At 65.5% G+C, this 20604-nt stretch carries 19 protein-coding genes; 9 read left to right on the forward strand and 10 right to left on the reverse strand.

Features of this window, described 5'->3' with window-relative positions; translation table 11 throughout:
• Positions 1-130 precede the first annotated feature (130 nt).
• From dut to ubiE, 4 genes are read right to left on the reverse strand one after another with little or no spacing between them, the layout of a single operon-like run.
• On the reverse strand, positions 131-589 hold the full coding sequence (dut, locus tag QJT78_RS25100) for a dUTP diphosphatase (protein WP_028149811.1): 459 nt from the start codon (positions 587-589) through the stop codon (positions 131-133).
• Positions 586-2037, reverse strand: a complete 1452-nt coding sequence (gene coaBC / locus QJT78_RS25105; RefSeq protein ID WP_028149812.1) for a bifunctional phosphopantothenoylcysteine decarboxylase/phosphopantothenate--cysteine ligase CoaBC — start codon at positions 2035-2037, stop codon at positions 586-588. Before coaBC ends, dut begins: the two co-directional genes overlap by 4 nt.
• Before the next feature lie 57 nt (positions 2038-2094).
• Positions 2095-3669 carry a 2-polyprenylphenol 6-hydroxylase gene (gene ubiB / locus QJT78_RS25110; protein WP_028149813.1) on the reverse strand — a complete coding sequence of 525 codons (1575 nt, stop codon included), beginning with the start codon at positions 3667-3669 and terminating at the stop codon, positions 2095-2097.
• Entirely contained in the window at positions 3666-4427 is a 762-nt protein-coding gene (gene ubiE, locus QJT78_RS25115; RefSeq protein ID WP_028149814.1) for a bifunctional demethylmenaquinone methyltransferase/2-methoxy-6-polyprenyl-1,4-benzoquinol methylase UbiE, read from the reverse strand. The genes ubiB and ubiE overlap by 4 nt, the downstream gene beginning before the upstream one ends.
• A gap of 81 nt (positions 4428-4508) precedes the next feature.
• Between ubiE and mutM the strand changes: the two genes are divergently transcribed.
• The gene (gene mutM, locus QJT78_RS25120) at positions 4509-5408 is read left to right on the forward strand and encodes a bifunctional DNA-formamidopyrimidine glycosylase/DNA-(apurinic or apyrimidinic site) lyase (protein WP_028149815.1); all 900 of its coding nucleotides are present in this window, start codon (positions 4509-4511) and stop codon (positions 5406-5408) included.
• Between the two features lie 245 nt (positions 5409-5653).
• Here mutM and QJT78_RS25125 read toward each other — a convergent pair whose 3' ends face one another.
• A complete protein-coding gene (locus tag QJT78_RS25125) occupies positions 5654-6397 on the reverse strand; it encodes a ParA family protein (RefSeq protein WP_028149816.1) in 744 nt (247 codons plus the stop codon).
• A 244-nt stretch (positions 6398-6641) separates the two neighbouring features.
• Here QJT78_RS25125 and ggt point away from each other — a divergent pair, with 244 nt between their 5' ends.
• Complete coding sequence (gene ggt, locus QJT78_RS25130; RefSeq protein ID WP_281460344.1) at positions 6642-8321, forward strand: gamma-glutamyltransferase; 1680 nt, start codon at positions 6642-6644, stop codon at positions 8319-8321.
• A gap of 144 nt (positions 8322-8465) precedes the next feature.
• Here ggt and QJT78_RS25135 read toward each other — a convergent pair whose 3' ends face one another.
• Complete coding sequence (locus QJT78_RS25135; protein ID WP_028149818.1) at positions 8466-9824, reverse strand: serine protease; 1359 nt, start codon at positions 9822-9824, stop codon at positions 8466-8468.
• 234 nt (positions 9825-10058) lie between these two features.
• Here QJT78_RS25135 and moeB point away from each other — a divergent pair, with 234 nt between their 5' ends.
• The gene (gene moeB / locus QJT78_RS25140) at positions 10059-10862 is read left to right on the forward strand and encodes a molybdopterin-synthase adenylyltransferase MoeB (RefSeq protein WP_028149820.1); all 804 of its coding nucleotides are present in this window, start codon (positions 10059-10061) and stop codon (positions 10860-10862) included.
• Positions 10863-10871: 9 nt separating this feature from the next.
• On the opposite strand, the gene QJT78_RS25145 is transcribed toward moeB, so the two are convergent.
• The gene (locus QJT78_RS25145) at positions 10872-11879 is read right to left on the reverse strand and encodes an aldo/keto reductase (RefSeq protein WP_028149821.1); all 1008 of its coding nucleotides are present in this window, start codon (positions 11877-11879) and stop codon (positions 10872-10874) included.
• Between the two features lie 120 nt (positions 11880-11999).
• On the opposite strand from QJT78_RS25145, the gene QJT78_RS25150 reads away from it, so the two are divergent.
• A complete protein-coding gene (locus tag QJT78_RS25150; protein WP_281460345.1) occupies positions 12000-12902 on the forward strand; it encodes a LysR family transcriptional regulator in 903 nt (300 codons plus the stop codon).
• 3 nt (positions 12903-12905) lie between these two features.
• Here QJT78_RS25150 and QJT78_RS25155 read toward each other — a convergent pair whose 3' ends face one another.
• Entirely contained in the window at positions 12906-13907 is a 1002-nt protein-coding gene (locus QJT78_RS25155; RefSeq protein WP_028149823.1) for a D-glycerate dehydrogenase, read from the reverse strand.
• A gap of 312 nt (positions 13908-14219) precedes the next feature.
• Here QJT78_RS25155 and QJT78_RS25160 point away from each other — a divergent pair, with 312 nt between their 5' ends.
• A complete protein-coding gene (locus QJT78_RS25160) occupies positions 14220-14750 on the forward strand; it encodes an SH3 domain-containing protein (protein ID WP_028149824.1) in 531 nt (176 codons plus the stop codon).
• Positions 14751-14930: 180 nt separating this feature from the next.
• Here QJT78_RS25160 and irrA read toward each other — a convergent pair whose 3' ends face one another.
• The gene (gene irrA, locus QJT78_RS25165) at positions 14931-15422 is read right to left on the reverse strand and encodes an iron response transcriptional regulator IrrA (RefSeq protein ID WP_028149825.1); all 492 of its coding nucleotides are present in this window, start codon (positions 15420-15422) and stop codon (positions 14931-14933) included.
• A 352-nt stretch (positions 15423-15774) separates the two neighbouring features.
• Between irrA and fabA the strand changes: the two genes are divergently transcribed.
• The 3 genes from fabA (at position 15775) to fabI (ending at position 18497) form a co-directional block, all read left to right on the forward strand.
• Positions 15775-16296, forward strand: a complete 522-nt coding sequence (fabA, locus tag QJT78_RS25170) for a 3-hydroxyacyl-[acyl-carrier-protein] dehydratase FabA (protein WP_028149826.1) — start codon at positions 15775-15777, stop codon at positions 16294-16296.
• A gap of 40 nt (positions 16297-16336) precedes the next feature.
• Positions 16337-17560: a beta-ketoacyl-ACP synthase I gene (fabB, locus tag QJT78_RS25175; protein WP_028149827.1), complete on the forward strand. Its 1224-nt coding sequence runs from the start codon at positions 16337-16339 to the stop codon at positions 17558-17560.
• A 139-nt stretch (positions 17561-17699) separates the two neighbouring features.
• The gene (fabI, locus tag QJT78_RS25180; RefSeq protein ID WP_028149828.1) at positions 17700-18497 is read left to right on the forward strand and encodes an enoyl-ACP reductase FabI; all 798 of its coding nucleotides are present in this window, start codon (positions 17700-17702) and stop codon (positions 18495-18497) included.
• A gap of 44 nt (positions 18498-18541) precedes the next feature.
• On the opposite strand, the gene QJT78_RS25185 is transcribed toward fabI, so the two are convergent.
• Complete coding sequence (locus QJT78_RS25185) at positions 18542-18691, reverse strand: hypothetical protein (protein WP_155257821.1); 150 nt, start codon at positions 18689-18691, stop codon at positions 18542-18544.
• Between the two features lie 88 nt (positions 18692-18779).
• Between QJT78_RS25185 and QJT78_RS25190 the strand changes: the two genes are divergently transcribed.
• The gene (locus QJT78_RS25190) at positions 18780-20573 is read left to right on the forward strand and encodes an autotransporter outer membrane beta-barrel domain-containing protein (RefSeq protein WP_281460346.1); all 1794 of its coding nucleotides are present in this window, start codon (positions 18780-18782) and stop codon (positions 20571-20573) included.
• Positions 20574-20604: the final 31 nt, after the last annotated feature.

Genomic DNA, 20604 nt, shown 5'->3' on the forward strand with positions numbered 1-20604 from the left:
ACAATACCCCCACCGTGACTCCAGCAGTAAGAGTCCAGATCGTGAACGCAAAGGCGGTCCCACAAAAATGCCGGGCGCGCGGTTCCAATCCACGTAGGTCTTCGGGTGATTCGGCGGGAGCTGCCGTGCGTTAGCGGCCGGTCGAGCCGAAGCCGCCGGCGCCGCGATCGGTCGCGGACAATGTCGCCACGGGAACCAGCGCGGCTTGCGCCACCGGCGCGATCACCATCTGCGCGATGCGCTCGCCGCGCTTGACCACGAAGGGCGCCGCGCCGTGGTTGATCAGGATCACCTTGATCTCGCCGCGATAGTCCGCATCGATCGTGCCGGGCGAGTTCAGCACGGTGACGCCGTGCTTGGCGGCAAGGCCCGAGCGCGGCCGGACCTGCGCCTCGTGGCCGGGCGGCAGCGCGATCGCGAGGCCCGTCGGCACCAGCGCATATTGGCCGGCGGCGAGCGTCATCGGCTCGCTGTCGGGAACTGCGGCCATCAGGTCGAGGCCGGCGGCTTCGGGGGTCTGGTAGGCCGGCAGCGGAAGGCCTTCGGCGTGGGCCAGTTGCTGCAGTTCGACCGTGACTTTCGTGCTCAAGATGCCGGCTCCCGGGATTTGTCGGTCACGCTCTTTGCGACATGCGCGACCAGCTCGATGGCGACCTGTTCCTTGGTCATCACCGGCCAGGAATCAACTGTGATCTCGCCGTCCTCCTCACCATTCTTGCGGCTGATCAGATGCACGGTGTTGCGGTCGCCGCCCATCACGCCGGTCGCCGGCGAGACGTCGTTGGCGACGATCCAGTCGCAGCCCTTGCGGGCCAGCTTGGACTTGGCGTTGTCGATGAGGTGCTCGGTCTCGGCGGCAAAGCCGATCACCAGCGGAGGGCGCCGGTCGGTCAGCTTCGAGATCGTGGCGAGGATGTCGGGATTCTCGACCAGCTGAAGCGGCGGCATGCCGGCCGAGGTCTTCTTCAGCTTCTGCCCGCCCTCACTGGCGACCCGCCAGTCGGCGACCGCGGCTGCGAAGATCGCGATGTCGGCGGGAAGCGCCGCTTGCACCTGCTCCAGCATCTGCCGGGCCGATTCCACGCGCTTCACCGTCACGCCCGGGGGATCGCCGAGATCGACCGGGCCGCTGACCAAGATCACCTCGGCACCCGCGGCCTGCGCGGCGACGGCGATGGCGAAGCCCTGCTTGCCGGAGGAGCGGTTGGCGATGTAGCGCACCGGGTCGATCGGCTCGTGGGTGGGGCCTGCGGTGATCAACACGCGCTTGCCGGCGAGCGGGCGCGGCACCGGTGGCCGCAGCAGGCGCTCGGCGGCGGTGGCGATCTCGATCGCCTCGGACATGCGGCCGATCCCAGCTTCGCCCGCCTCGGCCATCTCGCCGGAATTCGGGCCGATCAGCACCACGCCGTCACGCTGAAGCTGCGTGACGTTGCGCCGCGTCGCCGCGTTGTTCCACATCAGCGGATTCATCGCCGGCGCCAGCAGGACCTTGCGGTTGCTCGCGAGCAGGATAGCGCTGGCGAGATCGTCGGCATGGCCATTGGCCATCTTTGCCAGGAGGTCGGCGGTCGCGGGCGCGACGACGATCAGGTCGCAGTCGCGCGCCAGGCGGATGTGCCCGGCGTCGAACTCGCTCTGGGGGTCGAACAGGTCAGTGTAGACGCGCTCATGCGACAGTGCGCTGACGGCCAGCGGCGTGACGAATTGCTGCGCCGCCTTGGTCAATACACAACGGACGTCGATCCGGCGTTCCTTGAGCCGGCGGATCAGGTCGAGCGACTTGTAGGCGGCGATCCCGCCGCCGATGATCAGGGTGACGCTGGCCTCGGGGAGGGCGCCGGTCCGTTGCGGCGTGGGGGCGGTGGATTGTGCCGGTGGCAGCGCAAACGGCGTCAGCGGCTCCTCGCGGCCCTCGATCAGCTCTCCGAGGATGACCCGGACCTCTTCCTCGACCGACCTGCGGTTCCTGGCCGAGCGAAGGCGCAAATAGGTTTTGACGCCCTCGTCGAGCTTGCGGATGGTCAGGCTTGCCATGACGCCCCTCCAGCACGGAATGATAGCGATGCTATCGTTTTCGTGATTGCAGTGCAATCACAGATTCCGGACGGCGATCAGGATTCCGATGAAGGTGGCGGCAATGATCCAGAGCGCCACGGTGCGCCAGCGGTTCTTGCGGCCCTCGCTGCGGCCCATCGCCGCGATGCTCTCCGGCGACAGCCGCAGGCCCTCCCGCGTCATGGTCTCCAATTGCTCGAGCACCACGACGGAGCGCTGCGCGATGTCGGGCAGGCGCATCAGCACGCGGGCGAGCTCGCCGGTGCCGGACAGCGCGCCCTGCACCCGGCCGATCGGTCCGAGATTGCGTTCGATCCATTCGCGCACCACGGGGTCGGCGACCTTCCAGATGTCGAGCTTGGGATTGAAGCCGCGCGCCACGCCCTCGACCACCACCATGGTCTTCTGCAGCAGGATCAGCTCGGGTCGCGTCGTCATGTCGAACAGGCCGGTGACCTCGAGCAGCAGCGTCAGCAGCCGCGCCATCGAGATCTCTTCGGCCGTCCGGTTGTGAATGGGCTCGCCAATCGCGCGGATGGCCTGCGCAAAGTTCTCGACCGAGTGATGCGCAGGCACATAGCCCGCCTCGAAATGCACTTCTGCGACGCGGCGATAGTTGCGGGTGATGAAGCCGAGCAGGATTTCGGCGAGGAAACGCCGCTCCTTCATCCCGAGCCGGCCCATGATGCCGAAATCGACCGCGACGAGGCGTCCGGCGTCGTCAAGGAACAGATTGCCCGGATGCATGTCGGCGTGGAAGAAACCGTCGCGCAGGGCGTGCCGCAGAAAGCTCTGGATCACCTTGCGGCCGAGATCGGGCAGGTCGACCTGCGCCTCTTGCAGGCGCTTGTGATCGTTCAGCGCGATGCCGTCGATCCATTCCATCGTCAGCACGTTGTGCGTGGTGCGGTCCCAGTCGACGGTTGGCACGCGAAAATCAGGATCGTCGCCTGTGTTCTCCGCCATCTCCGACATTGCAGCCGCTTCCAGCCGCAGGTCCATCTCCATCGCGACCGAGCGCGACATGGTGTTGATGACTTCGATCAGTCGCAAACGCCGCGCCTCGCTCGAATAGGTCTCGGCCTTGTGCGCGACGTAGAAGAAATCGGAGAGATCGCGGCGGAATCGCGAGGCCACGTTCGGCCGCAGCACCTTCACCGCGACAGGCCTGCGGACACCGTCGCGCGACACCTCGCCGCGATGCACCTGCGCGATCGAGGCGGCGGCGACCGGCGGGCCGAGGCTCGCGAACACGTCCTTGAGCGGACGCTCCAGCGAGGTCGCGATCGCAGCTTCCGCTTCGGCTTGCGAAAACGGCGGCAAGCGATCCTGGAGGCTTTCCAGATCACGCGCCATGACGACGCCGACGACGTCGGGACGCGTGGCCAGAAACTGCCCGAGCTTGAGATAGGCTGGGCCCATCCGGGTCAGCGCGCGCGTCAGCCGCGGTCCGTGCTTTGGACCGCGCCGTTCGACGAGGCGCGCAAGCTTCAGCGCGAGTTGCCCTGGCGGCGGCACTAGGGTCGGATCGACGGAACCGAACACGCCCTCGCGCGCAAACACGAACGCGGCGCGGATCAGGCGCGAAATGTGGGTAATGGAAGAAATCACAAACGCCAGCCCGAATGCAGTGCGACGATGCCGCCGGACAATGTCTGCCAGCCGACGCGGGCGAAGCCGGCGTCGCGGATCATGTCGGCGAAGGCGTTGGGTTTCGGAAACTTGCGGATCGATTCGACGAGATACTGGTAGGACTCGGCGTCGCCCGTGACCATGCGGCCGAGCGGCGGGATCACCTTGAACGAGAACAGGTCATAGATCCGGTCGAGCCCGGGCATCTCGACGGTAGAGAATTCCAGGCACAGGAAGCGGCTGCCCGGCTTCAGCACGCGATAGGCCTCGCGCAGCGCCAGGTCGATCCGCGGCACATTGCGAATGCCGAAAGCGATCGTATATGCGTCAAAGCTGCAGTCGGCGAAGGCGAGCGCTTCGGCATTGCCCTCGACGAAATCGACCTGGGTCTCGAGATGCCGCTTCGCGGCACGCTCGCGGCCCACGGCCAGCATCTCGGCGTTGATGTCGCACACCGTGGCATGGAAGCCGGGACCTGCCACCTTGGCAGCGCGGAACGAGATGTCGCCGGTGCCGCCGGCAACATCGAGCAGCGCGAACGGCCGGTCACCCCGCGGCGGGTTGAGCGCGGTGATCATGATGTCCTTCCAGACCCGGTGCAGGCCACCGGACATCAGGTCGTTCATCAAGTCATAGCGCGACGCCACGCTGTGAAACACATCGTTCACCAGCGTCTGCTTGTCCCCCAGGGGAACGTCCCTGAAGCCAAAATGCGTGGTTTCGCCCGGCCGATCCATTACTCTACTCCAGTGGGCGGACCATAGCGCGGCCGCCGCAATGGCGCTATCACACCGCCCTCATAAGGTGAATGCCTGACCATGCCTGAATTGCCCGAAGTCGAGACCGTCCGCCGCGGCCTTCAGCCCGTCATGGAGGGTGCGAAAATCCTCGTCGCGGAGGCCCGCAGGCCGGATCTGCGCTTTCCCTTCCAGCCCGATTTCGTGGCCCGGCTCCAGGGGCAGGTCGTCACCGGGCTTGGCCGCCGTGCAAAATACCTCATGGCCGATCTCGCCTCCGGCGACGTGCTGCTGATGCATCTGGGCATGTCGGGCTCGTTCCGCGTCATCAAGCCGGACAACGAGGCCGCGCCGGGCGAGTTTCACTACCCGCGCGGCAAGGACTCCACGCACGACCACGTGCTGTTTCGGATGTCCTCCGGCGCCGACATCGTGTTCAACGACCCGCGCCGCTTCGGTTACATGAAAGTGATCGCGCGCAACGCGCTCGAGGACGAGCCGCTGCTGCGCGATCTCGGTCCCGAGCCGCTCGGCAACGAATTCGATGCTGCGATGCTGGCGCGATCGTGCGAGGGCAAGACGACGAGCCTGAAGGCCGCGCTGCTCGACCAGCGCGTGGTCGCCGGGCTCGGCAACATCTATGTCTGCGAAGCGCTGCATCGCTCGCATCTGTCACCGCGCCGCATTGCTGCGACACTCGCGACCAAGGGTCGCAAGGGTGTCGGCGGCGGTGAGCCGACCGATCATGCGAAGCGGCTGGTGAGTGCCATTCACACCGTGCTCAACGACGCGATCAAGGCCGGCGGATCGAGTTTGCGCGACCATCGCCAGACCTCGGGCGAGCTCGGCTATTTCCAGCATTCCTTCAAGGTCTATGACCGCGAGGGCGAGACCTGCAAGACGCCAGGGTGCGGTGGCACCGTGAAGCGATTCACCCAGAACGGGCGCTCCACCTTCTGGTGTCAGAAATGTCAGAAGTGAGTGTGAAGGTCGAAGCCTGAAAAACGCGAAGGCCCGTAGCCCGGATGGAGCGTAGCGCAATCCGGGTCCAGACTTTCCGCAGCGAGACTTTCCCGGATTTCGCTTCGCTCCATCCGGGCTACAAGGGTCATCAAAAAACGCGAAGCGAAGCAATCCGGCCGGGCCGGTGGCCGGATTGCTTCGTCGCTTGGGCTCTTCAACCGGATGAGTGAAGAGGCCGCCTGTCGTCCGAGCGATCGCCCCGCTCAGGACGCCAGTGTCGTGGTCTCGTCCGCCGCGTGTTCGGCGGCGACGTGCAGCATCCCGTCCGCGACCGAGATGACCTGGTCGATCAGGACATTGGTCGTGGCTTCGAGCTCGAGCCGGGTCTCGATCCAGCGCCAGAGGCCGCGGATCTCGTCCGCCGACTTGCCGTTCGGCGCGAATTCGCTGACGGCGAGGCCGCTCGCGAGCGAGTCCTGGTGGTCGTTGCGCATCACGATCAGCGGGCGCGCGAGCACCTCGGCGAGATCGAGCGCGGCTTCCTCGGCGAGAATGTTGGCGGCGTTGTCGATGCGCTGGCCGCGGATCGGCGCCTGGTTCAGCACGAAGCTGTAGGGCCGCTTCCAGGCGCGCGCGACGCTCAGCGTCGAGACGGTCGCCTCGATGTCGGCGACGCTCGGGCGAGCGGGAATCAGGCAGAGGTCGGAATGGCGGATCGCGGCGGTGGTCGCGGCGCTGAGGCCGGCCGCGGTGTCGACGACCGCGAGCTGGAGGCCGCTGTCGGCCAGCATCTTCAGGCGTGGCGCGATGTCGGCAGCGTGATAGATCGGCTCGACGACGAGATCGTCAGCGTGGCGGCGACGCTGCCAGTTGGACAGGGTACCCTGCGGGTCGGTTTCGATCAGGCGGACGGTGAAGCCGGCCTGCTTGGCCGCCAGCGCGAGGCCGATGGCAAGCGTGCTCTTGCCGCTGCCACCCTTTTGGGTGGCCAGTACGATCGTGTGCATGGAAAGTTGAATCCTTTGGAATGCTTGGGTCTGTGGGGTAACGCCACGCGAACGTGCATCGCTTCTCGATGCTGAGCTCTACTCGCTCAGGACGTGCCCTGCCCGATCCAAAGGGGACCGCGGATGTCCGAATCAACGCTAACGATGATGGCAGAATCGGGAATGCCAGCTAATCCGTACCAATACTGGACCCGTAGTCGCGCGTATGATGTGCTTGCCGCCGCGAATAAAAGGGGCAGGCGACATGGGCGGAAACTGGCGCGACCGGACGGCAACGATCTTTGAATGCGAGAAGATGCCGGCGGTCTCGAGCCGCGGCATGGTGGTCAGCAACCATCCGCTGGCCTCAAGCGCCGGCGCCGAGATGCTGGCCGCGGGCGGCAACGCCATCGACGCCGCGATCGCGACCCTGTTCACGCTGACCGTGGTCGAGCCGATGATGGTCGGTATCATCGGCGGCGGCATGGCGCATATACGTCTGGCCGATGGCAGCCACCGTTTCATCGACGGGCAGAGCACCGTGCCTGCGGCCGTGCGCGACACCACCTACACCTCCAGGCCGGGCGCGGCGCACGACGTGTTCGATACCGTCGGCAACGAGAACCTCAACGGCCCGAAGGCGGTTGCCACGCCGGGCTCGCTGAAAGCCTGGTGCGAGACGCTGCGGCGGTTCGGCACCATGAGCCTCGCGGACGTCATGCAGCCCGCGATCAAGCATGCCGCGCGCGGCTATGCGGCGACGCCGTACTTGCACGAATGCATCAGCGAGAGCGCCGCCGAGATGCGCAAGGACAAGCCGATTGCGGCGGTCTATTTGCCTGATGGCGAACCGCTCAAGGTCGGCGAACGCGTGGTGCAGGCCGAATATGCCGAGACGCTCCGCACCATCGCCGACCACGGCCAGAAGGCCCTCTACGAGGGGCCGCTCGGTGACATCCTCGTCGACTACATGGAGAAGACCGGCGGCTTCATCCGCCGCAACGATCTCACCGGCTACAAGACCGTCGAACGGCAACCGATCCGCGCCGACTATCGCGGCTGGACCATCCTTGGCCCGCCGCCGCCCGCGGCCTCCGGCGTGCACATCGCGCAGATGCTGAACATTCTCGAGGCCTATGACATCGGAGACCTCGGTTTCGGCACGCCGGAGACGATCCACTATCTCGCCGAAGTCCTGAAGATCGCCTTCGCCGATCGCGCCGCGGCCAGCGGCGATCCGGCCTATGTCGGCGTTCCCGTGGAGCGGCTGACGTCGAAGGCCTATGCCGAGGAACGCCGCCGCGCCATCGATCCGGCGCGGGCGCAGGCCTGGGGCGCCGGCGTCTCGCAGCTCGAAGGCGCGCACACCACGCACATGACCGCGGCGGACGCGTTCGGCAACGTGGTCGCGACCACGCAGACCATCAACAATCTCTTTGGCGCCAAGATCATGATCCCGGGCCTGGGCGCCATCGCCAACAACTACATGAACCTGTTCGATCCGCGCCCCGGCCACGCGCTGTCGCTGGCGCCGGGCAAGCGCGTCACCACCTCGATGTCGCCGATGATGGCGCTGCGCGGCGGCAAGCTCCGCTATGCGCTCGGCCTGCCCGGGGGAAAGCGCATCTTCCCCAGCGCGATGCAGGCGCTGGTCAATCTGATCGACCACGGCATGAGCCTGCAGGAAGCGGTCGAGGCGCCGCGTATCTGGACCGAAGGCAACGCGCTCGAAGTCGAGCAGAAGGTGCCGGAGGCCGTGCGCGCGAAGCTGGCGGGCCTCGGCCACAAGGTGCAGCCCGTCGCGACGGTGGCGGGCGGCATGAACGGCATTGCCTTCCACGACGACGGCACCATGACCGGCGCCGCCTGCTGGCGCGCGGACGGCACGCCGGTGGGAATTTCGGGCGGGCTTGCGAAGGCCGGGATTCGATTTAGGCTCGCCTGATCTCGTGCCCCGGACGCAGCGCAGCGCGAAGCGGTGCGCTGCAGAGCCGGGGCCCAGAATCTGTGTGCATCGAATTTGAAGAGACATGGGTTCCGGCTCCGCGCAGCAACGCTGGCGCATTGCAGCGCGTCCGGGACACGAGACTTACTTCCGCACGCAGATCACGCGGACGACGGCCGCCTTCGCATCCGTCGACGTGCCATTCGCGGTGACGGCATTCGCCTTCAGGAAATCACGCACCGTTTCCGCAGACACCATCACCGCTTGCGACGCCGGCACCGACGTCGCGGGCCCCGCGACCATCGCCGGCTTCAACAGCGCGACACCGGCGAACTTGCCGTCGCCGTCGATGGCCGGGCTGCCGGAGAAGCCGACCGCCGGCGGAGGGGATAGTGCAGAGTCGCTGCTGGTGACCGGCGCCAGCGCGCCCTTGAGGTTCGACACGCCCGCGGCTCCGCCCTGGCTCTGCGGATCGGCGATGCCGACGACATCGACGCTCGTCTTCGCCGCGCCGCCGGTGAGGCTGAGCGGCTTCAGGCCGCGCGCGCCATAGATGTGCAGGAGCGCGAGATCGTGCTCCTTGTCCTCGGCGAGACGGTCGGCGCTGCCATAGCCGGCAATGGTGATCGCGAGACAGCTATCGGTGACGAGGCGGTCCGTGACAATCGCACCATCGTCGCTGACGACGATGCCGGTGCCGTATTCGACGGTCTTGCGCGGCGGCGGCGCGGCCTGCGGTCCCGTCGGAAACGCATTGAACGCACTCGACATCGCGATCACGACCGGCTCGACGGTGTTCTCGGTCGCCTGGTCGTAGAGGATCGTCATGGTGCGGACTTCGTCGCCCTTAAAGGTGCCTCGCACGTAGAATTTCTTGAGGCCCTGCAACCCCGACAACACGAAGAAGTCGGGCTTCACCACGGTGTAGTCGACCTTGCGCCCGGACGGTTCCTTCTCCAGCTCGGCGAGTTTCGCCGTGGTCGGGTTGGCTTCCTTGCGGCGGCTCAGCAGCACCTGCACCGTGCCGGTCGGCGAAGTCCATTTCGAGCCGTTGGCATCGGTCGCCTGCTGCGGCACCAATTTGCCGGGGATGCCGAGCCGGGCGCCGCTGGTCGGCTCCATCACGATCTTCCAGCCGACGCTCTCCTGCTTGCGCCGCGCGGTCTCGGCGAGCGCGGCGCGCTCCTGCGGATTGAACACGCCGGTCGGCTTGCCACCCTTGGCCTTCTGATACTCCTTGATCGCCTCGACCATGCGCGCGCTGACGTCGCCGGTGATGGCGCCGTTATATTGGCCGACCCAGGCGAGGTCGGACTGGAGCGACAGCCGTTCCGCCTGCGCCATCGCATCAGCCGTCGCCGACGGCGTCTGCAGTGCGGGAGGCCGGATCGGCACGGTCTGGACCGGCTTCGGCTTGGTGCCGGGGACCTCTGGCGTCGTCATCTGGGCGCTCGCGCCTGTGGCAGCCGCAAACATCAGTGTTGCCGCAAGCATCGATCTCATGACAAATCCAGCCAGCCCATTGAACGTGCTACCATTGAAGCACATCTCGTTGGTCGCGAACAATGTTGGGGTGGTTCAGGCCAAGAGCCGAGCCACGCACCGAGGCCCTCATCCTGAGGAGCGGCCGAAGGCCGCGTCTCGAAGGATGGCCGAAGGCGAGATCGGGGCCTTCATGGTTCGAGACGCGCGTTCCGCGCTCCTCACCATGAGGGTTTGAGAGAACGAAGGACGACGATGCTGAGCCCGGACGAACTTGAACGCTATGCCCGGCATATCGTGCTGCGCGACGTCGGCGGGCCGGGCCAGGCTGCGCTGAAGCGGGCCTCCGTGCTGGTGATCGGCGCCGGCGGGCTCGGCGCGCCCGCGCTGATGTATCTGGCGGCCGCCGGCGTCGGCACGCTCGGCGTGGTCGATGACGACGTGGTCTCGCTGTCAAACCTCCAGCGCCAGGTGATCCATACGACGCCCGATATCGGCCGGCACAAGGTCGAGAGCGCGGCCGAGCGGATCTCCGCGCTCAATCCGCATGTCCGCTTCGTCGGCCATGCCACCTGGCTCAATGCCGACAATGCGCTGAGCATGATCGGAGACTACGATCTCGTGCTCGACGGCTCCGACAATTTCTCGACGCGTTATCTGGTCTCGGATGCCTGCTTCTTCGCGAAGCGGCCGCTGATCACGGCGGCGCTCGGCACCTTCGACGGCTCGCTCACCACCATCCGCGCGCACGAGAAGAACGAGCAGGGCGTGTTCAATCCGACCTATCGCTGCCTGTTTCCGGAGGCGCCGCCGCCCGGCACGGTGCCGGCCTGCGCCGAGGCCGGCGTCATGGGCGCGCTTGCTGGCGTGATGGGCTCGATGATGGCGCTGGAGGCGATCCGCGAGATCGTCGGCTTCGGCGACGGCCTCGTCGGCCGCCTCCTGATGATCGACGCGCGCGCGATGCGCTTCGAGACGCTGCGCTACGCGCGCGATCCGGCCAATCCGCTCAACGGCGATGGGCCTGTCGTCACCGATCTCAGCGCCCATCGCACCTGATCGCTGCCGCTACCGCGTCGCCGGCTTCTCGCTGTCGAGATGCGCCATCTGCTCGGCCGCGTAGCGCGTGCCGGAAGCGACGTCGGGCGGGAATGCTTTTGCAAGCGCCGCAAGATGCGCCGGCGTCAGCGTTACCTTCGCCGCACCGAGCGCTTCGGTGAGACGGTTGCGGGTGCGTGCGCCGACCAGCGGCACGATCTCCTTGCCTTGAGCCGCCACCCAGGCGATTGCGACCTGCGCCGGCGTTGCGCAGATCTCCGTGGCGATGGCGCGGAGCTGCTCCACCAGTGCGAGATTGGCGTCGAGATTTGCACCCTGGAAGCGCGGCGTCATCAGCCGGTAATCCCTGCCGGTCTTGCCGGAGTCCTTCGACCAATGGCCGCTGATCAGGCCGCGCGCCAGCACGCCGTAAGCCGTGATGCCGATGCCGAGCTCGCGGCAGGTCCTGAGGATGTCGCGTTCGATGCCGCGCTCGATCAGCGAATATTCGATCTGGAGATCGGCGATCGGATGCACGGCGTGCGCGCGGCGGATGGTGTCGGAGCCCACCTCGGACAGGCCGATATGCCTGATGTAGCCGGCCTTCACGAGATCGGCGAGACCGCCGATGGTCTCTTCGATCGGGATGTTGGGATCGAGACGCGCCGGGCGATAGACGTCGATGTAGTCGGTGCCGAGACGTTGCAGCGAATAGGCCAGGAAGTTTTTCGTTGCGGCCGGCCTTGTGTCCATCCCGGCGAACTCGCCGGCGGGCCCGCGCAGTGCGCCGAACTTCACGCTGATCTGCACTTTTTCGCGCGACACATCCTTCAGGGCCTCGCGCACCAGCATTTCATTGTGGCCCATGGCGTAGAAATCACCTGTGTCCAGCAGCGTGATGCCGGCATCGAGCGCCGCATGGACCGTGGCGATGCTTTCGCCGCGGTCGGCGGGGCCATAGACCTCCGACATGCCCATGCAGCCGAGACCAAGGGCGGAGACGGTCGGACCGGTTGAACCGAGTTTGCGCTGTTCCATGATGGCTCTCCTCGAGAAGGCGGCAGGCTGATTGCGCCGCGTGACGAGGTCAGATATGCGCCTGACCGATTAGGCCGATAAGCTGGACAATCAAGAATAGCTTGTTCACATTAGAGGACAATGGCCGAGCCCGATCTGCGTGATCTCGACGTCTTCGTGGCGGTTGCCCGCACCCGCAATTTCCGGCGTGCGGCGGTCGAAATTCGCGTGTCGGTGTCGAGCCTTAGCCAGCGGCTGCGGGATCTGGAGGAGCGCCTCGGCGTCCGCCTGATGAACCGCACCACCCGCAGCGTCGCGCTGACCGAGGCGGGCGAGCTGCTGCTGTCCCGCATCGCTCCGGCGCTGCGCGATGTCGGCGATGCCCTGGATCAGGTCCGCGGCATGCGCGAGGTGGCCTCGGGCCGCCTGCGCATCAACGCGCCGCCGCCCGCGGTGGACCTCGTGCTGGCGCCGATGGTCGGGCCGTTCCTCGCGACCTACCCGCAGGTCGACCTCGACATCGTTTCCGAAAGCGGCTTCGTCGACATCGTCAGCGCGGGCTACGATGCCGGCGTGCGTTATGGCGAGCACCTCGCGCAGGCGATCCCGCTGAGCGGTCCGCAGAGCTATGTCGTCGTCGCATCGCCTGCGTACATCGCGCGCCGCGGCACGCCGAAGCATCCGAAGGATCTGCTCGACCATGACTGCATCCGCGCCCGGTACTCGAGCGGCGTCATGCATGATCTGGAGTTCGAGAAGGCTGGCCAGATCGTGAAGGTCGATCCGCCCGCAAAGCTGATCTCGACCAACATGGGCCTTGCCATGCGCGCTGCGCTCGACGGCGCCGGCATCTGGGCGACGCTCGATGGCTACGTCCATGACGCCGTGACATCCGGCGCGCTGGTCAGCCTGATGGAAGATTGGTGCGAACCGTTTCCGGGCCCGTTCCTGTACTATCCGAGCCGGCGCCAGACGCCGCCCGCGCTACGCGCTTTCATCGATTTCGCCGCGGATTGGCGCAAGCGCGAAACGCGCGGCAAATAGACCTCAGAGCATGCTCGGCAGCACGCGATCCGGCGGCTTGTGCGCGTCGAGGAAGGTGCGGATGTTGATGATCACCTTCTCGCCCATCTCGACGCGGCCCTCGATCGTGGCCGAGCCCATATGCGGCAGCAGCGTCACCTTGCCGGCCTTGGCGAGCCGCACCAGCTTTGGATTGACCGCGGGCTCGTGCTCATAGACGTCGAGGCCGGCGCCGCCGATCTCGCCGCCCTCGATCAGCTTGATCAGCGTGTCCTCGTCGGTCACCTCGCCGCGCGCGGTGTTGACAATGTAGGCGTCCTTGCGGATCAGCTTCAGCCGCCGTGCCGACAGCAGATGATAGGTCGCCGGCGTGTGCGGACAGTTCACCGAGATGATGTCCATCCGCGCCAGCATCTGGTCAAGGCTTTCCCAATAGGTCGCCCCTAACTCTTCAGCGATCTTCGGCGCCACGGGACGGCGATTGTGGTAGTGGATCTGGAGGCCGAAGGCGCGGGCGCGGCGCGCGACCGCCTGGCCGATGCGGCCCATGCCGATGATGCCGAGGCGCTTGCCGCCGATGCGGTGGCCGAGCATCCAGGTCGGCGACCAGCCGGGCCAGGGCTTTCCTTCGGTCAGGATCGAGGCGCCTTCGATCATCCGGCGCGGCACGGCCAGGATCAGCGCCATGGTCATGTCGGCGGTGTCTTCGGTCAGGACTTTCGGCGTGTTGGTGACGGTGATGCCGCGGGCATGCGCGGCCTCGACATCGATATTGTCGACGCCGTTGCCGAAATTGGCGATCAGGCGGAGCTTGCAGTCGGGCTGGTTAACGATGTCGGCAGTGATGTGGTCGGTGACGGTCGGAACCAGCACGTCGGCGGTGCGCGCGGCCTCAGCGATCTGCTCGGCCGACATCGGCGTGTCCTCGAGATTGATCCGCGCGTCGAACAGCTCGCGCATCCGGGTCTCGATCGAGTCCGGCAGCTTGCGCGTCACCACCACGAGGGGCTTTTTCTTCACCGACATGTCATGCCCTCATGAGGCGCCGCAAGCCGCCTTTGTCGCCAAAGGCCGGCCGTTGAGGCCTCATTAACCCGGTTGTTCGACACTGCCTTTGCCGTGTCGTCCCCGGCGCTTCCTTCAAGCTCTCCCGATTTTTCCGACCGGAAAATCGGGGCAAACTGGTTGTTCAGATGTCCGTCCTCTCTAGCAGAAGGCCGGGCCAAGACAAGAACCACGGGTTAAGGCTTCGGGAACACGGGCGAGGGGCTTGCGCGGCAGGTTCTGAATTTGGGGTGAGGGCCCGGCGTGGCGGGGCCCTCGACAGGAGACGGGTTGATGGCGTTGGGGCGTTTTTGTTTGGTGATGGCGCTCGTTTGCACCTGGTTGAGCGCCTCGGTCAGCCCCTCCCATTCGGCGAAGGATAGCACCCCCCAGACCGCGAGCGGCCTGCCGGTGCCGCGTTATGTCAGCCTCAAATCGGATCACGTGAACGTCCGCGCCGGCCCGACCAAGGACAATGACGTCGCCTGGGTCTACACCCGCGCCGGGCTGCCGGTCGAAATCACCGCCGAGTTCGAGAACTGGCGCCGGGTGCGCGATTCCGAAGGCGCCGAGGGCTGGGTCTATCACTCGCTGCTGTCGGGCCGCCGCACCGCGGTCGTCACCATGAAGCACAAGGACGAGCTCGCGCCGATCTACGATCGGGCCGATCCCGACAGCGCGGTTGCGGCCAAGCTCCAGGCCGGCGTCGTCACGCAGGTCAAGAAGTGCACTGCAAACTGGTGCCGCGTCACCGGCAACGGCTTTGACGGCTGGATCCAGCAGGAGCGTCTCTGGGGCGTCTATTCGGACGAGCAGGTTAATTGACGCCGCAGGCGTCAACCCGGGTTGGCGTAAAGCGCCAGACCCGGGATCTCGAGATTCCCCGATGCGCAATTGTGCATCTGAGGTCTGGTCCTTCGGACCATCCCGGAATGACAGCGCAAAAACGAGAATGGCCGGGACAAGCCCGGCCATGATGACAAATTCAGCAGCTTTGGATCGATCTCAGCGCTTCTTGCGCAGGCGCACGACCATGTCGATGCGCGCGATCTCGTAACCCTCGGGCACCTCCGGCATCTTGGACAGTGCCAGATGCGGATCCTCGATATCGACCAGCTCGTGGCTGTTCTCGAGGTAATAATGGTGGTGGGTGGTGACGTTGGTGTCGAAATAGGTCTTGGTGCCGTCGACGCTGACCTGGCGCAGCAGGCCGGCATCGGTCAGCTGGTTCAGCGTGTTGTAGACGGTCGCGAGCGACACCGGCACCTTGGCCAGCGTCGCCTCCTCATAGAGCATTTCAGCCGTAAGGTGGCGAGCACCCTTGCCGAACAGGAGCCAGCCGAGCGCCATGCGCTGGCGCGTCGGACGAAGCCCCGCGGACTGGAGCATTTCGTTGACGTCATGCCACGGGCACCCGGTCAAGGCCGGCTGGCGGCCGGACAGGAGGGCGGCGGTATGGACGTCGTCGTCGTGATGGGGCGCGGGATTCTCGCTCATTTCCAGATTTCGGGCACGCGTGGACACTGCATCTATATGCAATATATGGACAGATAGATGCAGATGCAAGTTTCTCGCAACTAGAGAGTTTCTAATGAGAAGTGGAACCGGGCGAGCAGGTGGTCACTTTACCTTCATGAGATCGCTTTGCCACCCGAAATGCCTGTGTTAGAGAGCCCGCGGTTCCGCTTGGCCGATTATGGCGCAGCCGGGCATTGAGGCCCGGCCCGCAGTCCATCCTGGCTCGTGGCAGTCGCGCCTGATGACGGGAATTGGCGCGGCTTTCCGAACGAAACGGGGCCCATTTTCGCCAGAAACGCCGCTCAATCGGGATTTGAACAGAGGCTTCCGCATGCTGAACAGGCGCAACGGCTACGAATATGAAGATTTGCTGGCATGTGCCCGCGGCGAGATGTTCGGCCCGGGCAATGCCCAACTGCCGCTCCCGCCGATGCTCATGTTCGACCGCGTCACGGAAATCAATGACAATGGCGGGGAGTTCGGCAAGGGAATGGTGCGCGCCGAGCTCGACGTGAAGCCCGACCTCTGGTTCTTCGGCTGCCACTTCAAGAACGATTCCGTCATGCCCGGCTGCCTCGGTCTCGATGCGCTGTGGCAGATGGTCGGCTTTTTTCTGGGCTGGAGCGGTGGAGAGGGGCGCGGCCGCGCGCTTGGCCTGAACGAGCTGAAGTTCAGCGGTCAGGTGCTGCCCGAGGCCCGCAAGGTTGTGTACAACATCGACATCAAGCGCGTGATGCGCTCAAAGCTGGTGCTCGGCATCGCCGACGGATGGCTTTCGGTCGATGACCAGATTATCTATCGCGCGAAGGATCTGAAGGTCGGCCTGTTCAAGCAGGGCACGATCCTGGGCTGAGCGCATCACCAAGAAAGACAATGATTTAGGCGAGGCTGTCATGAGGCGGGTTGTGGTCACCGGGATGGGTATCGTCTCGTCGATCGGAAACAACACCCAGGAAGTGCTTGCGAGCCTTCACGAGGCGAAGTCGGGCATTACGCGGGCTGAGAAATATGCCGAGCTCGGCTTCCGTTCGCAGGTGCAAGGTGCGCCGACGATTGATCCTGCGACGGTCGTCGACCGGCGTGCGATGCGCTTCCTCGGCCAGGGCGCAGGGTGGAATCACATCGCGATGGAGCAGGCGATCCAGGACTCCGGTCTTGGGCCTGACGAAGTCTCCAACATCCGCACCGGCATCATCATGGGTTCCGGCGGCCCGTCAGCCCGCACCATCGTCGAATCCGCCGACATCACCCGCACCAAGGGACCGAAGCGCGTCGGACCGTTTGCCGTGCCGAAGGCGATGTCGTCCACGGCTTCCGCGACGCTCGCGACCTGGTTCAAGATCAAGGGCGTGAACTATTCGATCTCCTCGGCCTGCGCGACGTCGAACCATTGCGTCGGCAATGCCTATGAGACGATCCAGATCGGCAAGCAGGACGTCATCTTCGCCGGCGGCTGCGAGGAACTGGACTGGTCGCTTTCGGTGCTGTTCGACGCCATGGGCGCGATGTCCTCGAAATACAACGACACGCCCGCCACCGCCTCGCGTCCCTATGACGTCAACCGCGACGGCTTCGTGATCGCCGGCGGCGCCGGCGTGCTGGTGCTGGAAGAGCTCGAACACGCCAAAGCGCGGGGCGCGCGCATTTACGGCGAGATCGTCGGCTACGGCGCGACGTCGGACGGCTACGACATGGTCGCGCCTTCCGGTGAGGGCGCCGAGCGCTGCATGCGCATGGCGATGTCGACAGTGAAGACCAAGGTCGATTACATCAATCCGCACGCGACCTCGACGCCAGCAGGCGATCCGCCGGAGATCGACGCGCTGCGTCGCGTGTTCGGTGCCGGCGAGAAGTGCCCGCCGATCTCGGCGACCAAGGCGCTGACCGGCCATTCGCTCGGGGCGACCGGCGTGCAGGAGGCGATCTACTCGCTGCTCATGATGAACAACGGCTTCATCTGCGAGAGCGCTCACATCCAGGAGCTCGATCCCGTGTTTGCCGACATGCCGATCGTGCGCAAGCGCATCGACAACGTCAAGATCGGCACCGTGCTGTCGAACTCCTTCGGCTTCGGCGGCACCAACGCCACGCTGGTGTTCAGCCGGCTGGATGTGTGACGTCATTGCGGACGCACTGGTAGTTTTTTCGTCATGGCCGGGCTCGTCCCGGCCATCCACGTCTTTGCTACCGGTTGCGGAAGAACGTGGATGCCCGGGACAAGCCCGGGCATGACGGAGAGCGGAGAGTAATTGCGAGATGGAAGGACTGATGAACGGCAAGCGCGGTCTGATCATGGGCATCGCCAATGATCATTCGATCGCCTGGGGCATGGCGAAGGCGCTGCATGCCCACGGTGCCGAGCTTGCTTTCACCTTCCAGGGCGAGGCGCTGGGCAAGCGCGTCAAGCCGTTGGCGGAGCAGCTCGGCGTTGAATTGGTGCTGCCTTGCGACGTCGAGGACATCGCCAGCGTCGATGCGACCTTCGCCGTGCTGCGCGAGAAATGGGGCAAGCTCGATTTCGTCATCCACGCCATCGGCTTTGCCGACAAGAACGAGCTGAAGGGCCGCTACGCCGACACCAGCCGCGAGAATTTTTCGCGCACCATGGTGATCTCCTGCTTCTCGTTCACGGAGGTCGCAAAGCGTGCCGCCGAGCTGATGACGGAGGGCGGCAGCATGATCACGCTGACCTTCGGCGCCTCGGAGCGCGCGATGCCGAACTACAACGTGATGGGCGTGGCCAAGGCGGCGCTGGAGGCCTCCGTGCGCTACCTCGCCTCCGATTTCGGACCGCGTGGCATCCGCGTCAACGCCATCTCCGCAGGTCCGATCCGTACGCTCGCCGGCTCGGGCATCGGCGAGGCGCGCGCGATGTTCGGCTTCATGCAAAAACATTCGCCGCTCCGCCGCGGCGTCACGCTCGACGAGCTCGGCGGCTCAGCGCTGTATCTGTTGTCGGATCTCTCCGGCGGCGTGACCGGCGAGATCCACTATGTCGATTCCGGCTACAACATCGTCCTGATGCCGAGGCCGGACGATTTGAAGACGGAATAGCTTCGTAGCCCGGATGGAGTGCAGCGCAATTCGGGGCGATCGCATCAGCGGATGAACCTGTCCCGGATTTCGCTTCGCTCCATCCGGGCTACAAGAGCAACTTGGCGCAGCTGCGCGAACAGCGTCGTAGGGTGGTCAAAGAGGCGCCCTTCGCGCGCCGAGGCCGCGACCTTGCCCCACACCCCCACGATCATGGGGCAGCCTCCCCAATGGAATAATGGTTGCTCCGCCCGGTGGCGCCGCAGGGTCATATCCTGCGGTTCGGGAGGAACGATCTTGCCGATGGTGCATGCGATGTGTCGCGCGGCTGCGCTGGTGTCCGTTGCCGGCGCCACGCTGCTCTGCGGCGGCTCGCAGGCCCGCGCCCAGTCGGCGATCTGGGATTCGACCCTTTCCAACACGCATTGGTACGTGCCAACGGCGCAGCTCTTGGCTTATGCCGCGCCGAAGACCGGCTTTTCAAGTCCGATCCCGATCGGCGACCAGACGCTGTGGTCGCTGGCGGCCGCGACCAACGGCGCCTTCACCGGAACGAGCGTTGCGCAGCTCAAGCTTGGTCCGGCGCTGCTGACCGATACTTCGACCATCCAGGGGTTTGTCACGACCGCGGGCCAGATCACGACGCTGTTCACGCCGACCGCGGGCGGCGCAGTGACGGTTGGGCTCGGCCACATGCGAACCGTCAACGGCGTGACCGGCATGGAAATGCAGATGATCACGGGCGACAGCCTGCTCGTGACGCATTGGGCCTACATGCTGCCCTACGATCCCGCGACTTTCACGCCGCCGGCGTCGCAAGCCGTTCCCGCAAACTCCGTTCCGCAATGGGCGTGGACATCGGGCACACCATGGCGGATCGTCAGCCCCACGCTATTTGGCACCTCTGCTCCCGGTCGCTTCGTCATCACGAACTACCAGAACGGATATTTTTGGGGTGCCGGCATTGCGCCCGCGGGAAGCAGTGCCGCCAACTTCACGCTGCTGGGGTCGGTGACACCAGAGGGCAATGTCCTCTTCAACACGCTCTCGAAGGGCACGCTCGCCAGCCTCTATGGTGCCGCGAGCGGCGATGCATCGGGTGCGCAGATGCTCGTCAGCACCTACGACCTCTCGGGCAACCTGACCGGTGGCGTCGCCTATCTCTCTTTGGTGCGGCCCTACGCCGAAACCTTGCAAGCCCAGAACAGCCGCGCAGGGCTCGGTGCGGCCGATATGCTCTACCGCTTGTCTGCGACGTGGCTCGGGTGGAGCGGCAGCATGGCGACGGGCTTCACCGCGCTCGACAATCTCAACGGTCCGGGTCTCGTCAACGCCGTCAACCAGACCTTGCCCGTTCTCAGCGGCGCGGCATCGCAGGCGACCTATGCCACGCAGCGCGCGTTCCAGCAGACGATGACGGGGCGGCTCGACGATGTTCTCGGGTTGAATACGGGCGTGGCGCCTGAGCGGAATTTTTGGATGAAGCCGCTCGGCGGCAGTGTCCGGCAGGGAGCTGTCGATGGCGTCGCCGGCTACAACGCCTCGGGTGGTGGCATCGCCGCCGGCGTGGACACGACGATCGCCCCGCGCGCAATGCTTGGCGGCGTGTTCGCTTATTCGCATCAGACCATCACCGGAAGCGAAGTCGCGGTTCCGAACCGGCTCGCGATCGATTCATATCAAGCAGGGTTTTATGGCGCCTATGCGCTCGGAAACGGCTTCCAGATCGATGGCCAGCTCGACGGTGCGCTCAATGACAATGGCGAGAGCCGCTCGCTCAGCTTCATCAACAGCACGGCCGGTGCCGGCTATCGCTCCTACAGCGGTCATGCGGGTGCCGGCGCTCGCAGGCTGATCCCGATCGAGCCGGGACTTGCGATCGCGCCCTCGCTGCGGTTGGACTATGGGCTGGTTCGCTCGCCCGCCTATCAGGAAGGCGGTGCCGACGGCTTCAGCCTCAATGTGGATTCGCAGACCTATCGCGAGTTGACGCTGACGGCGGGGCTGAAGAGCGCCTACCCCCGTGGGTCGGTCAAAATCCCCCGGGTATGGTCACTTGAAACTCCCCCACCTGATGATCGCCGTCAGCGCCGCTGAACAGCAGTAGCCGGTCAGGCAGGACGTTTAT

This window comes from Bradyrhizobium sp. Mp27 (assembly GCF_029953005.1).
Taxonomy (GTDB): Bacteria; Pseudomonadota; Alphaproteobacteria; order Rhizobiales; family Xanthobacteraceae; genus Bradyrhizobium; species Bradyrhizobium barranii.

Coding starts and splice junctions, on each gene's coding strand:
- coaBC (WP_028149812.1), bottom strand. CDS start 2,037: ATGGCAAGCCTGACCATCCGCAAGCTCGACGAGGGCGTCAAAACCTAT.
- ubiE (WP_028149814.1), bottom strand. CDS start 4,427: ATGGATCGGCCGGGCGAAACCACGCATTTTGGCTTCAGGGACGTTCCC.
- mutM (WP_028149815.1), top strand. CDS start 4,509: ATGCCTGAATTGCCCGAAGTCGAGACCGTCCGCCGCGGCCTTCAGCCC.
- QJT78_RS25125 (WP_028149816.1), bottom strand. CDS start 6,397: ATGCACACGATCGTACTGGCCACCCAAAAGGGTGGCAGCGGCAAGAGC.
- ggt (WP_281460344.1), top strand. CDS start 6,642: ATGGGCGGAAACTGGCGCGACCGGACGGCAACGATCTTTGAATGCGAG.
- QJT78_RS25135 (WP_028149818.1), bottom strand. CDS start 9,824: ATGAGATCGATGCTTGCGGCAACACTGATGTTTGCGGCTGCCACAGGC.
- moeB (WP_028149820.1), top strand. CDS start 10,059: ATGCTGAGCCCGGACGAACTTGAACGCTATGCCCGGCATATCGTGCTG.
- QJT78_RS25145 (WP_028149821.1), bottom strand. CDS start 11,879: ATGGAACAGCGCAAACTCGGTTCAACCGGTCCGACCGTCTCCGCCCTT.
- QJT78_RS25150 (WP_281460345.1), top strand. CDS start 12,000: ATGGCCGAGCCCGATCTGCGTGATCTCGACGTCTTCGTGGCGGTTGCC.
- QJT78_RS25155 (WP_028149823.1), bottom strand. CDS start 13,907: ATGTCGGTGAAGAAAAAGCCCCTCGTGGTGGTGACGCGCAAGCTGCCG.
- QJT78_RS25160 (WP_028149824.1), top strand. CDS start 14,220: ATGGCGTTGGGGCGTTTTTGTTTGGTGATGGCGCTCGTTTGCACCTGG.
- irrA (WP_028149825.1), bottom strand. CDS start 15,422: ATGAGCGAGAATCCCGCGCCCCATCACGACGACGACGTCCATACCGCC.
- fabA (WP_028149826.1), top strand. CDS start 15,775: ATGCTGAACAGGCGCAACGGCTACGAATATGAAGATTTGCTGGCATGT.
- fabB (WP_028149827.1), top strand. CDS start 16,337: ATGAGGCGGGTTGTGGTCACCGGGATGGGTATCGTCTCGTCGATCGGA.
- fabI (WP_028149828.1), top strand. CDS start 17,700: ATGGAAGGACTGATGAACGGCAAGCGCGGTCTGATCATGGGCATCGCC.
- QJT78_RS25185 (WP_155257821.1), bottom strand. CDS start 18,691: ATGATCGTGGGGGTGTGGGGCAAGGTCGCGGCCTCGGCGCGCGAAGGG.
- QJT78_RS25190 (WP_281460346.1), top strand. CDS start 18,780: ATGGTGCATGCGATGTGTCGCGCGGCTGCGCTGGTGTCCGTTGCCGGC.